Origin of the sequence: Streptomyces sp. STR69, from assembly GCF_024519455.1 — a bacterium.
Lineage (GTDB): Bacteria > Actinomycetota > Actinomycetes > Streptomycetales > Streptomycetaceae > Streptomyces.
Genome location: NZ_JALJRY010000024.1, coordinates 46,347 through 59,546 on the forward strand (window position 1 = coordinate 46,347; position 13,200 = coordinate 59,546).

At 71.1% G+C, this 13,200-nt stretch carries 12 protein-coding genes; 8 read left to right on the plus strand and 4 right to left on the minus strand.

The features are described from left to right. The first annotated feature begins 106 nt into the window (after nucleotides 1–106). Genes OC490_RS35670 through OC490_RS35680 form a run of 3 tightly spaced genes read left to right on the plus strand, consistent with a single transcriptional unit; the run spans nucleotide 107 to nucleotide 3,791 of the window. Nucleotides 107–967, plus strand: coding sequence for an amidohydrolase family protein (locus OC490_RS35670; protein ID WP_033282910.1), 861 nt, complete (start codon nucleotides 107–109; stop codon nucleotides 965–967). A 13-nt stretch (nucleotides 968–980) separates the two neighbouring features. Then, nucleotides 981–2,690 carry a thiamine pyrophosphate-dependent enzyme gene (locus OC490_RS35675; RefSeq protein ID WP_262062184.1) on the plus strand — a complete coding sequence of 570 codons (1,710 nt, stop codon included), beginning with the start codon at nucleotides 981–983 and terminating at the stop codon, nucleotides 2,688–2,690. 21 nt (nucleotides 2,691–2,711) lie between these two features. Beyond that, on the plus strand, nucleotides 2,712–3,791 hold the full coding sequence (locus tag OC490_RS35680) for an Ldh family oxidoreductase (protein ID WP_262062185.1): 1,080 nt from the start codon (nucleotides 2,712–2,714) through the stop codon (nucleotides 3,789–3,791). Nucleotides 3,792–3,858: 67 nt separating this feature from the next. Here the strand turns inward: OC490_RS35680 and OC490_RS35685 are convergent, their stop codons facing one another. The 3 genes from OC490_RS35685 to OC490_RS35695 form a co-directional block, all read right to left on the minus strand. After that, a complete protein-coding gene (locus OC490_RS35685; protein WP_262062186.1) occupies nucleotides 3,859–4,794 on the minus strand; it encodes an alpha/beta hydrolase in 936 nt (311 codons plus the stop codon). 235 nt (nucleotides 4,795–5,029) lie between these two features. Then, complete coding sequence (locus OC490_RS35690; RefSeq protein WP_262062187.1) at nucleotides 5,030–6,037, minus strand: M56 family metallopeptidase; 1,008 nt, start codon at nucleotides 6,035–6,037, stop codon at nucleotides 5,030–5,032. Nucleotides 6,038–6,041: 4 nt separating this feature from the next. Then, a complete protein-coding gene (locus OC490_RS35695) occupies nucleotides 6,042–6,467 on the minus strand; it encodes a BlaI/MecI/CopY family transcriptional regulator (RefSeq protein WP_262062188.1) in 426 nt (141 codons plus the stop codon). Between the two features lie 129 nt (nucleotides 6,468–6,596). On the opposite strand from OC490_RS35695, the gene OC490_RS35700 reads away from it, so the two are divergent. From OC490_RS35700 to OC490_RS35720, 5 genes are all read left to right on the plus strand, one after another. After that, nucleotides 6,597–8,198, plus strand: a complete 1,602-nt coding sequence (locus OC490_RS35700) for a glycosyltransferase (protein WP_262062189.1) — start codon at nucleotides 6,597–6,599, stop codon at nucleotides 8,196–8,198. Next, nucleotides 8,195–8,938 carry a polysaccharide deacetylase family protein gene (locus OC490_RS35705; RefSeq protein ID WP_262062190.1) on the plus strand — a complete coding sequence of 248 codons (744 nt, stop codon included), beginning with the start codon at nucleotides 8,195–8,197 and terminating at the stop codon, nucleotides 8,936–8,938. The genes OC490_RS35700 and OC490_RS35705 overlap by 4 nt, the downstream gene beginning before the upstream one ends. 72 nt (nucleotides 8,939–9,010) lie before the next feature. Then, nucleotides 9,011–10,663 (plus strand): carboxylesterase/lipase family protein, encoded by a 1,653-nt coding sequence (locus OC490_RS35710; RefSeq protein ID WP_262062191.1) that lies wholly within the window; start codon nucleotides 9,011–9,013, stop codon nucleotides 10,661–10,663. A gap of 109 nt (nucleotides 10,664–10,772) precedes the next feature. Further along, nucleotides 10,773–11,294 carry a MarR family winged helix-turn-helix transcriptional regulator gene (locus OC490_RS35715; protein WP_262062192.1) on the plus strand — a complete coding sequence of 174 codons (522 nt, stop codon included), beginning with the start codon at nucleotides 10,773–10,775 and terminating at the stop codon, nucleotides 11,292–11,294. Between the two features lie 328 nt (nucleotides 11,295–11,622). Continuing rightward, nucleotides 11,623–12,051: a hypothetical protein gene (locus tag OC490_RS35720; protein ID WP_262062193.1), complete on the plus strand. Its 429-nt coding sequence runs from the start codon at nucleotides 11,623–11,625 to the stop codon at nucleotides 12,049–12,051. A gap of 432 nt (nucleotides 12,052–12,483) precedes the next feature. Here OC490_RS35720 and OC490_RS35725 read toward each other — a convergent pair whose 3' ends face one another. Then, nucleotides 12,484–13,149: a TetR/AcrR family transcriptional regulator gene (locus OC490_RS35725; protein WP_262062194.1), complete on the minus strand. Its 666-nt coding sequence runs from the start codon at nucleotides 13,147–13,149 to the stop codon at nucleotides 12,484–12,486. Nucleotides 13,150–13,200: the final 51 nt, after the last annotated feature.

Below are 13,200 nucleotides of genomic sequence, written 5' to 3' on the forward strand. Positions count from 1 at the left end.
GCGGTGTTTCGCGCAACTACTGCTTGCACTCCCAGCGCTCGGCAAGGCCCCGTCGCCCGCCTAGCGTTCCTTCCGTAAAGACCGTTCGAGAGAAAGAGTTCCGGACATGTTCGTTGTCGACACGCAGATCCACATCTGGAAGGAAGAGACCCCGGACCGCCCCTGGGTCCCGGGCGCGCGCGAGCGCATCCGTCTCAACGGACACCGCGAGGACCCCTTCTCGTACGAGGAGGCCCTGGAGCTGATGGACGAGGCCGGCGTGAACCGGGCCCTGATCCTGCCGCCGTCCTGGGAGGGGGACCGTATCGACTACGCCCTGGAGGCCTGCGAGGCGCACCCCGACCGCTTCGGGATCATGGCGCGCATCCCGCAGAACAAGCCCGAAGAGGGCAAGGCGATGCTGGCGGACTTCGCGCAGAACCCGCATGTGAAGGGCACGCGCCTGACCTTCCACCGGCCGCAGGACCGCAACTGGATGATCGACGGCACCAACGACTGGTACTGGCCGATCGCCGAGGAGCTGCGCGTCCCGACGATGGTCCACGCGCCCATCTGGAAGCGGGAGTTGGGCGAGATCGCCGCCAAGCACCCCGAGCTGAAGATCATCATCGACCACATGGGCATCATGGCCCGCTGTGTCGACGACGCGATCGGTTACTGGGTCTCGGAGACCGCCGACCTGGCCGCCCACCCCAACATCTACGTGAAGCTCTCGGCGCTCCCGGGCTACTCCACGCAGCCGTTCCCGAACAACAACATCCAGAAGTACGTGCGCGAGATGGTCGACAAGATGGGCCCGCAGCGCTGCTTCTACGGCACCGACATCACGCGGCTGCTCGGGCACGGCATCACCTACACCGACACGATCGAGCAGTTCACCAAGCACTGGGACTTCACGCCCGAGGAGCTTGAATGGATCATGGGCCGCGGTATCTCCGAGGTCCTGAACTGGCCGATCGAGGGCTGAGGAAGCGCGAGAGATGACCGACACCACCAACACCCCGGGCGCCGACGGCGGCGATGCTCTCGTTACCGCCTTCAACGCCGTCGGCGCCGACTACATCTTCTGCTCCTCGGGCTCCGAGTGGGCCCCGGTCTGGGAGTCCCTGGCCCGCCGCCACCGCGACGGACTGCCCTGCCCGCAGTACCTGGACCTGACCCACGAGACGGTCGCCGTCGGCATGGCCACCGGCTACGGACTCGTCAAGCGCCGGCCGCAGGGCGTGCTGCTGCACGCGGCCCCCGGTCTGCTCCAGGGTTCGATGGCCGTGCACGGGGCGCTGCTCGCGGGCGTCCCGATGGTGGTCAGCTCCTCGGAGTCGACCACCTACGGCGACGGCCCCGGCCAGGACCCGGGCGGCCAGTGGTACCGCAACCTGTCCGTCGTGGGCGGCCCGCACCAGATCGCACAGCCCTTCACCAAGTGGTCCAACGAGGCCGCCAGCGTCCACACCCTTCCTACGATGGTGACGCGGGCGGCGGAACTGGCGTGGCGTGCCCCGGCGGGACCGGCGTACCTCAACGTCCCCCTGGAGATCCTCCTGGAGGAGTGGGACGGCCGCGAGGCGAAGCCCATCGTGGCGCCCGGCTCCACGCACAGCTCGCCCGAAGAGGTCGACCCGGTCGCCCAGTTGATCCGCGAGGCGAAGAACCCGGTCGTCGTCACGGAGACCGCAGGGCGCGAGGCGGGCGGCTTCGAGGCCCTCGTCGCCTTCGCGGAGGCGTGGAACATCCCCGTCGTCGAACCCGACTCGGCGGTCTGCGGCAACTTCCCGCGCACCCACCCGCTGCACGCCGGCAGCGACATCGGCCCGTGGATGGACGAGGCGGACCTGATCCTTCTGGTCAACTGCCGTGCCCCCTTCTACCCGCCCTCGCGCCGCCCCTCCAAGGCGACCGTCGTCGTCATCGACGAGGTGCCGCAGCGTCCCCACGTCGTCTACCAAGTCCTGTTCGCCGACAAGTACTTGGAAGGCAACGTCGCCAACACCCTGCGCCAGCTGACCAAGCGGGCGAAGGATCTCGACGGGACGGCAGTGGCGGAACGCAGGGCCGCACAGGACGCCCGCTTCGCGGCCGAGCAGACGGCGATCACCCAGGCCGAGACAAAGGCCGCCAACGCCGAGGGCATCGACCCGGTGCTCGTCGCCGCGACCCTGCGCAAGCTGCTGGAGGGCCGGGACGGGATCGTCGTCGACGAGACCATCACCCACAGCCGTGTCGTCAAGCGCCATGTCCGAACCGCCGACCCCGACTCGTACTTCTACGTCCAGGGCGGCCTCGGCCAGGGCATCGCGGTCGCGCTCGGCGTCAAACTCGCCGTCCAGGAACGCCCGGTGGTGCTCACCATCGGGGACGGCGCGTTCACCTACAACCCGGTCATCCAGTCGTACGACGCCTCGAACGCCTACGAACTCCCTTTGCTGATCGTGGTGTTCAACAACCGCGTCTACAAGTCGATGAACCTCAACCACCGCAGGTTCTACCCCGAGGGCGCCGCCGCCGACACCGGTGAGTGGCTCGGTACCGATCTGCACCGGCTGCCCCGGCTCGCCGCGTTCGCCGAGCCGTTCGGGATGCACGCCGAGACGGTCGACGCGCCCGAGGCGCTCGCCCCCGCGCTGGAGCGTGCGCTCAAGGCCGTGTCGGAGGGCACCACCGCCGTCGTCGACGTACTCGTCACCCGCTGAACCAGGAAGGCATCCGCCACCATGTCCGACACCGCAACGCCCAAGCCGGGCAAGGTCCTTGTCGCCGCCGACGATCTGCGCACCTTCTCCGCCGCTCTCCTGGAGAAGGGCGGCCTGAACGTCGAGCAGGCGCGCACCACCGCCGACGTGTTCGTGTGGGCCGCGCTGCGCGGCGTCGACTCGCACGGCATCGCCCGCGTCCCCGCCTACCTGGAGCTGCTGGCCAAGGGCGTGGCCAACGCCGACGCCGACATCAGGATCGAGTCCACCGCCCCGGCCGCCGCCGTGCTGGACGCCGACCGTGCCCCCGGCCCGGTCGCCCTCAGCGCAGCCGCCGACGAGGCGGTAACCCGGGCCAGGACCAGTGGAGTTGCCGCCGTGGGGGTCCGCCGGACCGTCCACACCGGCGCCATCGGCTACTACGTGTCGAAGATCGCCGAGCAGGGCCTCGTCGGTATCGGCTACGTCGCCGGGATGCCCAACATGGGCTACACCGGCGTCAAGGGCGCCGCCGTGGCGACCAGCCCGCTCGCCATCGCCGTACCGGCCTCGGCGCATGCCCCCCTGCTGCTCGACATGGCGACCGCCACCATCGCCCTGGGCAAGATCCGCCAGGCGAAGGCGAGCGGTACCCTGCTGCCCGAGGGCGCTGCCGCGACCGCAGACGGAACCTCGACCACCGATCCCGAACTGGCCGTCATGCCACTGCCGTTGGGCGGCGCCAAGGGGGCCGGGATGTCCCTCGCGTTCGAACTGCTCACCAGTGTGCTGGTCGGCGCGCCGATCTTCGCCGCGTTCCACTCGGACGACCCGCAGGGCCGCAAGCACCGCCAGAACGCGCTGCTCATCGCTCTTGACCCGGCGGCCTTCGGTGACCCGGCCGCCTTCACCGAAGCGGTCGACGCGACACTGGCCACCCTCAAGCAACTGCCGCCGGCGGACGACGCTGAAGGCGTCTTCTACCCCGGCGAGCGCAGCGCGGCGGTCGCCGAGGGACGCGCTGCGAAGGGCATTCCCGTGGCGCCGAAGGTGTGGCGTGAACTGACCGAGGCGGCAGGCAAGTTCGGCCTCGTTCCGCCGGAGCCGGTGCCGTCGGTGTGACCCGGCGGCACTTCGCCGACCGTCCTGGAGAGGGCGGTCGGCGAAGTGTGTTGTCCGCGCGGGTGGTTCAGCCGGTACCCACGGCCTCCCGTACCTGACGGGCGATCAACGCATAGGTCTGCAGGGCCCGTTCGTCATCCGTGCCGTCGTAGCCGTGGTCGGCTCCGGCGACGTCCACGTGCTCCACCAGAGCGCCCGCCGTACGCAACCGGTCGGCGTAGCGCACGCCTTCGGCCTTGAGCAGGTCGTACTCCGCCGTGACGACCAGCGCCGGCGCGATGCCCTTGAGGTCCGCGGTGTCCGAGGGGTGGGCGGGCGACACCAGCCGGTCGGCACGCACCTTCGGATCCGGGACGTACGAGGTGTCGAAGACCTCGGCCATCCAGGGCCGCAGCACCGGCTTGGCGATGGCGGCCCGCTTGTCCTTCGCGCTGGTCGCGAGGTCCAGCGGCGGATAGTGCAGCACCTGGAGCGCGATCGGGGGACCGCCCTCCTCCAGCGCCTGCCGGGCCACCGCCGCTGCGAGTCCGCCCCCGGCGCTCTGGCCGCCCACGGTGAGTCGGCCGCCGTCCCAGCCCTGTTCGGCGCCGTGCTCCGCGATCCACCGGACGACCTCGAAGGCCTGCCGGGGCGGTGCGGGGAACGGGTGCTGCGGTGCGACGACGTAGTCGACGTTGACCACTACGACACCTGCCTCCACCGCGAGGAAACGGCACAGCGGGTCGTCGAGTTCGGTCAGCGGCACGACGTAACCACCGCCGTGGAAGTTCACGTGCACCGGCGGAGGCGGACCTTCGCCGGCCGGCAGATACACCGTGGCGCGCGCCGGGGCGACCGCGGTCGGGATCGTCAACTCCCGTGTGGTGCGCGGGAATTGCGGGAACCGCTGATGCGAGGAGGCGGCGGAGCCGCGCCCGCTCGGACGCCGGTCCGCCATCAGGGAGAGGCGCTGCAGGGACTTGGCGGCGAAGGCGGCCACCGTCGGCCGGGCCAGAACAGACATACCGCTCCATTCATGGAGTGTGCGCGACGGGGGAGTGCAGTCCGAGCGTCGGGGTCGATCGACAGGATTCCTGGCGATGGCTAGGGCGACGATAACACGGAGGTATTCCGGGCGGATGCTGTGATCGGCGCTGTTGAGGGGGGTGGGTGGGTCTCTGAAAAAGTGTGTCACTTACTCGTGCGAGCGTCACACTTTCGCAAGGCTCCCCCCGGGGAGGGGGGGAGCCGCACACCGGTCAGTGGTGGTGGGCGGGTCCGTCCAAGTGCACGTGTTCACAGCACAGCCCGCGCGGCGGGACCGCCGGAGCCGCCGACGTGGCCGCCACCTGAGCCGTCACGCACGCCGCGTGCTGTGCGGTCTCGATCATCTGCTCGCTGTCGGTCGCGGCATCGGCCAGGCTCGCGCAGCACACCACGAGCAGTGCCGCGCCCGCGACGAACGGCAGCGCCCGGCGCGGGGGAGGAGGCGCCAACAGCGCCCGCACTCGCTGCGGCACCGCCCCGCCGGTCGCGGCCAGCACCGGGCGGGATCGGTTCGCCGAGGTGGCGAGCGCCGCCCGGCCCACGGCACGGGCGACCACCGCACGATCGCCGACGCGCACCGCGGCCTCCTCGTCGGCCCAGCGCTCCAGGACGAAACCGCCGGCCGCGGACAGTGGCCGTAGCAGCGGATTCACGGCGGCGGAGAGTCGCCAGAGGGTCTGGAAGAGGTGGTGCCGACCGTGCAGATGGGCCCGCTCGTGCGCGAGCAGCGCCTCGCGTTCGCGATCGCCCAGGCAGCGCAGCATCCCGCGCGACACCACGATCCGCCCCGGTTTCCCCGGCAGCGCGAAGGCCTCCGGTGTCGCCATGTCGAGAACGGCCAACTCCGTGTCGCCGGGCAGCTGTTGGCATTCGCGGCGGGCCCAGCGCAGGTGCCGTAGCTGACGTGTGGTGGTGACGGCGAGGCTCGCGACGGACGCGAGGAGGGCGAGTGCGGCGGTCCCGGCGACCGTGAGGTAGACGGGGTCGGAGGCGCGTACGGCGGCGACCGACCACTGCCCCTCCTCGGCGACCTCGGGGATCTGCGCAAGGCCCGCGAACGCCAGCAGTCCCAGGGAGCCGAGCCAGCCCAGCGATGCCACCAGTGCCGCGGAGGCCAGCGACCAGGCCGCCGGGCGCGGGGCCAGCAGAGGGGCGGCGCGGGGTGCGAACACCGCGATCACCATGGTGATCAGCAGGGGGACGTACACACTGATCAGCACCGGCTCACGGTCCTTCGTCGGCGCGGCCGGTGTGCTGCGGCCCCTCGTGCCCGGAGAGCAGTCGCTGCAGCAACTGCTCGTCCTCCTCGGAGAGTTCGGAGACGAAGCGGGTGAGCACCGCCTCGCGGTCGGTCCCGTGTTCCAGCAGGGAACGCATCCGCTCCGCCGTGTGCGTGGCCTCGTCGCGGGCGGGCGCGTACGCGTACCCGCGGCCCGCGCGATGCCGGACGAGCATCCCCTTGTCGTACAGGCGCGACAGGATCGTCAGCACGGTGGTGTAGGCCAGATCCCCCGGCAGTCCGTCCCTTACCTGGCGTGCGGTCAGCGGCTGGTCGGCCCCGTAGAGCGCGGCGAGAACGCCGCTCTCCAGTTCACCGCGCGCCCGCCTGCCGGACGTCGCGCCGGGTTCGTCGCTCTTCGGGTCGTGCACTGTTCACCCCACCGCCTTCCACCGCTCGGCGCCCCAGCCTACCCGCCGACCTACTACATGTTGTACGACGTCACCTACTACATGTTGTAGAGTTTCGCCGCTCCACTCCACCTGCGGAGGAAGAAGCCCATGCCCCACCTCGGAAGTACGGTGCATCTGCGTGCCCTCGCGGTCGCCACCCTGCGCCCCCGACGGGCGACCGCGCCCCGCCGCCCGGCGGCGGCCGACCGGGTCGTGATCGTCTCGGCGAGCGTCGGAGCCGGTCACGACGGCGCCGCCGCCGAGCTGGAACGGCGCCTGGTCGCGGCCGGATTCGCGGTCGACCGGTTCGACCTGCTGGACGTGCTGCCCGCCCGGTTGGGCAGGCTCGTGCGGGACGGCTACCACCGCATGCTCGTCCGGACACCCTGGCTCTACCAGCGGATCTACAGCAGCACCGAACGCGCCGGAGGCGGCGGCCCGGTCGCACGCGCCCTGCTGCGCTCCGCCGAGGAACGGCTGCTGCGCGCCCTGCCCGCCGACACGGGCGCCGTCGTCTCGACCTACCCGGGCGCGAGCAGGGTCCTGGGCAGCCTCCGCCTCGCCGGCCGCCTCACCGTGCCCGTTCTCACCTACCTCACCGACTTCTCCGTCCACCCGTTGTGGGTGGCCGACGGCGTCGACGTCCACCTCGCGCTGCACGCCGTGCCCGCCGCGCAGGCCAGAGCCGCCGGCGCGCGCGACGTCCGGGTGTGCGGCCCGGTCGCCGACCCGCGCTTCCATCCGGTGAACGCGACGGAGCGCGCCGCGGCCCGCACTCGTTTCGGCCTGCCCGCGAACGCCCCGCTGGCCCTGCTGGTCGCCGGCTCCTGGGGCGTGGGCCCGGTGCGGCAGGTCGCCCGGGAACTGCGCGACTGCGGTGCGGCCGTACCGGTCGTGGTCTGCGGCCGCAACGAGGCGCTGGCCGCACAGCTCCGAGCGGACGGCATCGAGCACGTCCACGGCTGGGTCGACGACATGCCCGGTCTGATGCACGCCGCCGACGTCCTGGTCCAGAACGCCGGCGGACTGACCTCGCTGGAAGCCTTCGCCGCGGGCCTGCCCGTCGCCAGCTACGGCTGCATACCCGGCCACGGACTGACCAATGCGTCCGCCCTCGACCAGGCGGGCGTCGCCGCGTGGATCCGGGACCCGGCCCAACTCAAGCACGTGCTGGGCGAGTTGATAGACGGCCCGCGCGGGTTGCTGCAGCGGGAGGCGGGGCTCGCACTGTTCGCGGGCGGGGCTTCAGGCGAGGTTCCGGGCGGGGGACCGGAACCGGCCGAAGGGAAGGACCACGGCGGCTTCGCCGACGAGAGCCGAGGCACGGTCGCCGGGGAAACCCGCCGCACCGGCGCCGGAGCACACCAGGCTCCGGCCATGAGCGCGGACCGGGGCCCCGCCGCCGAGACGGTACGGGTCTGCCGGGCCGGCGCCGGGCCCGCCACCCCGCTCGCCGTCCCCCGGACCCGTGCGGTCCGTCCGGCCGCCCTGCGGCTCGCGATCACCACCGTCCTGGCCTGCACGGTCTGGGCGGGCGCGGTCGGCACGGCCGTCGCCACGACAGATGGCGGCCCGCGCCTCATACATGCCATAGGGCAGGACCTCGACCTCGACGACGTGGGCCACGCACACCACGAACACCACGAACACGACGCACTCCACGCGGGTCACGAAGGTCACGAAGGCCACGCCAAGGGACGCCACTCATGACCGCCGCCCACCTCGTCCGCACCGCCGCCCGCGCCGCGCTCCCCGCACTTCCCCTCCTCGCCGCCGCGTACGCCGCCCCCGTCCTCTCCACCTACGGCCCGCTCCGTAACCGCGTCATGCCCCGGCTCTCCGGCCGGGGCCGGCCCGACCATGTGGCGCTCACCTTCGACGACGGACCGGACCCGCTCTCCACCCCACTGTTCCTGCGCCTGCTGGACGAGCGCCGGGTCCGCGCCACCTTCTTCCTCCTCGGCAACCAGGCGGTACGCGCCCCCGGCCTGGTCCGCGAGATCGCCGCCGCCGGACACGAGATCGCCGTCCACGGCTGGCTCCACCGCCCCCTCCTGCTGCGCGGCCCGCGCGCCACCCACGACGACCTGGCCCGCGCCCGCGACACGGTCGCCGACATCACCGGCCGGACTCCACGGCTCTTCCGCCCGCCCTACGGCGTGATGTCGACCGTCGGCCACCTCGCGGCCCGCCGCCTGGACCTCACGCCGGTGCTGTGGACGGCCTGGGGCGAGGACTGGCGGGCCCGCGCCACACCGGAGTCGGTCCACCGCACGGTCACCGAGGATCTGCGCGGCGGCGGCACGATCCTGCTGCACGACTCCGACTGCACCTCGGCTCCCGGCTCCTGGCGCGCCACCCTCGGCGCCGTGCCCCGGATCCTCGACACCTGCGAGATGCGCGGGCTGTCCGTGGGGCCGCTGCGGGAGCATGCTGTGGATCCGCTCTGAAGTTGACAATATTGTTGGCGCTCCCGGTCCAGGGAATTTACGTTCGCAAGTACCTGGACCAGGGAGCCCCCCATGCTTTCGAACGCCCTGAACCGCCGGACCTTCCTCAACGGTTCGCTGACCGTCGCCGCGACGGCCGCACTCGTCGGCAGCGCGACCGGCGCCGACGCGGCGGACCGCGACAGCTCCGCAGCCCCGCTGACGGGCCCGCTCCGAATCGACACCGGCCGGGTGTCCGGTGTGGTCTCCCTGGTCTCCGGCGTCACCGTGTTCAAGGGGCTGCCCTACGCCGCGACCACGGCGGGCGCCAACCGCTGGCGCCCGCCGCAGCGGGCCAACTCCTGGACGGGCGTACGCGTCGCGGACACCTTCGGGGACATCTGCCCGCAGCAGACGATGGGTTCGGCCCCGGTCACGATGAGCGAGGACTGCCTCAACCTCAACGTCTGGACGGGGGCGGCGAGTTCGCGGAAGAAGCGCCCGGTCCTGGTATGGATCTACGGCGGCCGGTTCACCGGCGGTTACGCCTCCGACCCCGGCTTCGACGGCGCCGGTCTCGCCGCCAAGGGTCTGGTCGTGGTGACTCTCAACTACCGCACCGGCGCGTTCGGTTTCCTCGCCACCCCCGAACTCAGCGCCGAGTCCGGCCACCGGGCGTCCGGCAACTACGGTCTGCTCGACCAGATTTCGGCCCTGCGCTGGGTACGGCGCAACATCGCCGCGTTCGGCGGCGACCCGGACCGGGTGACGATCGCCGGCCAGTCGGCGGGCGGCGCCTCCGTGATGCACCTCATCTACTCCCCGCTCGCCAAGGGCCTGTTCCAGGGCGCGATCTCCGAGAGCGCCGGCGCCCGTGCCACCGGTGACCCCGAAATCGCCGCGCTGGCAGCGTCGTACCGCACTCTGGAGACCGCAGAGAGCCAGGGCACCGCATACGCCGCCGCGCTCGGCGCCACCTCGCTCGACGCTCTCCGGGCCGTGGCGAGCGACAAGTTGATGGCGGGTCAGAACGCCAACGACACCACGGTCAGCGGCCCGGTGAACGGCAACCCGCCGGAGTTCCGCCCGGTCCTCGACGGCTGGGTCAAGCCGTGGACGTACGAACAGGCCCTGGCGGGCGGCCACTTGAACGACGTACCGGTACTGGCCGGCGGCAACAAGGACGAGAACGGCGCCTCCCCGAGCCCGACAGTGAAGCTCGCCGACTACCTCGCCACCGCCCAGAAGGGATACGGCACTCTTGCCGACGAGTTCCTGACTCTCTACCCCGCCACCACCGACGCGGAGGCGGGCCGGGCCCGCAACGCCTCCGCCCGTGAGGGCTCACGCGTCTCCGCGAACCTGTGGGCGGCCGAGTGGGCGAAGACGGCCAAGAGCCCGGTGTTCACGTACTACTGGGAGCACGTCCCGCCGACGGCAACCGGGCCCAACTCCCATGGCGCTTACCACGGTTCGGAGATCAACTACGTCTTCGACAACCTCTACGCCACGAACCTGCCCTGGACCGACGTGGACCGCACGGTCGCCGACACCCTGTCCGACTACGTGGTGAACTTCGCGACCCACGGCGACCCCGACGGCCATGGCCTCACCCGCTGGCCCGCGGCGAACCGTCGCTTCCCGATCACGATGGAACTCGGCGACCGCTTCGGCCCGCTCGCCCTGGCGGACGCGGCCAAGGCGGACTTCTTCGGGCGATTCTTCGCAAGCCAGAAGCGCTGGTGACGTCGGCGTCGATGGTGTCCTGCGGGTGACGTACTCTCTGCGCCGTAGACGGGGTAAACGCACGCCGTAACTTACTTGAGTTACGCAACAATATGGTAAAGTGGGTCTCATGTCCACACCTCCGGTCCCCACCGCCCCCGCCTCCCCGGAGGTGACCGAGATCGAGCGAGCCCTCACTCGGATCACCTACCTGAGCACGCGCGCCCGCCAGCACGACCGGCTCATGTCCCTCGCCGGTGTGCCCCTGGACCGTGCGGCGGTGGCGTTGCTGCGACAGGTCGCCGACTCCGAGCCGCTACGCCCGGGGGAGCTGGCGAACCGCCTCGGGGTCGAGGCCTCGCATGTGACCCGTACGGTGCAGCAGCTGCAGAAGTCCGGGTACGTCACCCGCGTGCCCGACCCCGACGACCGCCGCGCCCAGCGGATCGAGCTGACCGAGGCCGGTGAGAAGGCCGTCGCCAGTGTCCGGGACGCCGGTGCGCGCGGAATGCAGATGGCCCTCTCCGGGTGGTCGACGGACGAACTCCAGCAACTGGCAACGCTGTTCCACCGCATGGTCGACGACTTCCTGAACTACGCGATCGACGAGGAGAGCGAGCCGGAGGCCGCCGCACCGGCGACCACCGCCTGAGCATCCCGAGTATCGGGTGGGGATCGGGCCGACCTCAGCGGAGGTCGGCGACGATCTGCGGCAGGTCGGCCGTGGTGCGGATTCCGGGGGCGCGGCGCAGACGAAGGGGACGGCGTTGACCGCGCGGTTCGCGGTGTAGGAGGGGGACATCGCGGCCATCCGGTCGAGGGGGACGGGGAAGCGCAGGTCGATGTCGAGCGGCGCGTCTCCCTCCACCGACACATGCCAGCCGGTGGCGCGCAGGTCCCAGGCGGGGTCGAGGTCGGTGGTGCAGTACCAGTTGGCGCGGAACCGCAGCAGGGATTGCCCTTTCCGCAGCCCGGAGACGGTGATCCGCTGCGCGGCCACCGTGCCGACCGGCAGGGTGCCCGCCGCGATCGTGGTCGTGCGCCGGGCGAGCGCGACCTCGCCGGTCGCCTCCACCGAATCGAGCGGTGTCCCGAGCGCCTCGGCCAGCAGTCGCAACGACGGGCCGAAGCTGTCGCGCAGTCCGGTCAGCCGCTGCTCGCCGAATTCGGCAGGGGGCTGCCCGAAGCCCATCACCTCGAACAGCAGCCCGGGGGAGTCCCGTTGGGAGAGATCCGCGAACTCGTCGATCGTCAGCGCGTCGAGCCGCCGCTGGATCGAGGTGAGGACGATCGGCAGGGCCTCCGTGATGAATCCCGGGCTGCTGCCCGTGCTGTGGACGGAGGTTCCGCCCTCCGCGCACGCGTCCTCGATCCGCTTCCGCGTGACCGGGTCGAGGCTGGGCGCGTGATGGAACTCGCCGCGCGTCGACACGACGTTCACGCCTGACGAGAGCAGCGCGCACACTTCGTCGAAGTCGCAGGTGCGTGGGGTGTAGAGAACACAGTCGGCGTCGAGCGCCAGGATCTCGTCGATGTCGTGCGTGGCGAGGATCCCGGTCGTGCCGAACTCCCCGCCGCTCAACTCACCCGCGTCCAGGCCCGACTTGGCCTGCGTGTGGACATACACGCCGGCCAGGGTCAGGTGCGGATGCTCCAGTACGGCGCGCATCGTGCGGGCACCGATGTTCCCCGTGGCCCACTGCACGACCCGGTAGCGCTGCACTCCATGGCGTAGCGGCTCGGTCATCGCCCACCTCCCGTTCGGTGGGCGAGAACCGTACTCTCCGCCATGGAGAGCGTCAATTACACAGAGGGAGCCGTCAGCCGAGTCCGACGAACCGTCAATTGCGGACGGGGACGCCCGAGAGGCCGCCGAGACAGAACTGCCAGACCTCCTCGGCGCTGACCGCCGCGGCGTGGCTGCCGGCCGGAACGCCGTTGCCCTGCGCGACGAACATGACCGTCTGCATCAGGATCGAGGCCTGACGGCGAGGCTTCCCGGCGGGGATGACACCGGCGTCCTCGGCCTGCTCGACCAACTCCGTGAACACCTGGTGCAGGGGGAGGTGGGCGGTCGCCACCTGTGCGGGGTGCTTCACGAGGAGCTGCAGCGCGAAGTCGCTGAACAGCGGGCGCTCCACGCCGGGGTTGGAGAGCGACTGCTCGAACAGCATCTCCACCGCGAGCCGCAGTGCCTGGAGCGGATCCGACTGGGAGCCGGCGGTCTCACGGATCTCGGCGGCCGACTTGGACAACGCGTCCTCGAATAGGGCGAGCAGCAGCTCGTGTTTGCCGTCGAAGTGCTGGTAGAAGCTGCGCAGTGACTGTTTGGAGCGGTCCACGACCTCCTGGACGGTGAAGTCCGTCGTCCGCTTCTCCGCGATCAGTTCCTGTGCCGCGTCCAGGAAGCGCTGCACCCGTTGTTCGGCGCGGAGCTTGGCGGCACGGGTGGAACGCTCAACGGCGCGCTGGCGCCAGGCTGGTTGTTCTTCGGGGACAGCTGTCACATGAAGAACGATACTCCACTTCAGCGGTAACACCCCGGCTTCCCCTACCGA

Bases quoted from the DNA above. Each gene is read 5' to 3' on its own strand.
- OC490_RS35685 (WP_262062186.1), bottom strand. From the start codon at position 4,794: ATGTCTGTTCTGGCCCGGCCGACGGTGGCCGCCTTCGCCGCCAAGTCC.
- OC490_RS35675 (WP_262062184.1), top strand. From the start codon at position 981: ATGACCGACACCACCAACACCCCGGGCGCCGACGGCGGCGATGCTCTC.
- OC490_RS35705 (WP_262062190.1), top strand. From the start codon at position 8,195: ATGACCGCCGCCCACCTCGTCCGCACCGCCGCCCGCGCCGCGCTCCCC.
- OC490_RS35710 (WP_262062191.1), top strand. From the start codon at position 9,011: ATGCTTTCGAACGCCCTGAACCGCCGGACCTTCCTCAACGGTTCGCTG.
- OC490_RS35670 (WP_033282910.1), top strand. From the start codon at position 107: ATGTTCGTTGTCGACACGCAGATCCACATCTGGAAGGAAGAGACCCCG.
- OC490_RS35715 (WP_262062192.1), top strand. From the start codon at position 10,773: ATGTCCACACCTCCGGTCCCCACCGCCCCCGCCTCCCCGGAGGTGACC.
- OC490_RS35700 (WP_262062189.1), top strand. From the start codon at position 6,597: ATGCCCCACCTCGGAAGTACGGTGCATCTGCGTGCCCTCGCGGTCGCC.
- OC490_RS35680 (WP_262062185.1), top strand. From the start codon at position 2,712: ATGTCCGACACCGCAACGCCCAAGCCGGGCAAGGTCCTTGTCGCCGCC.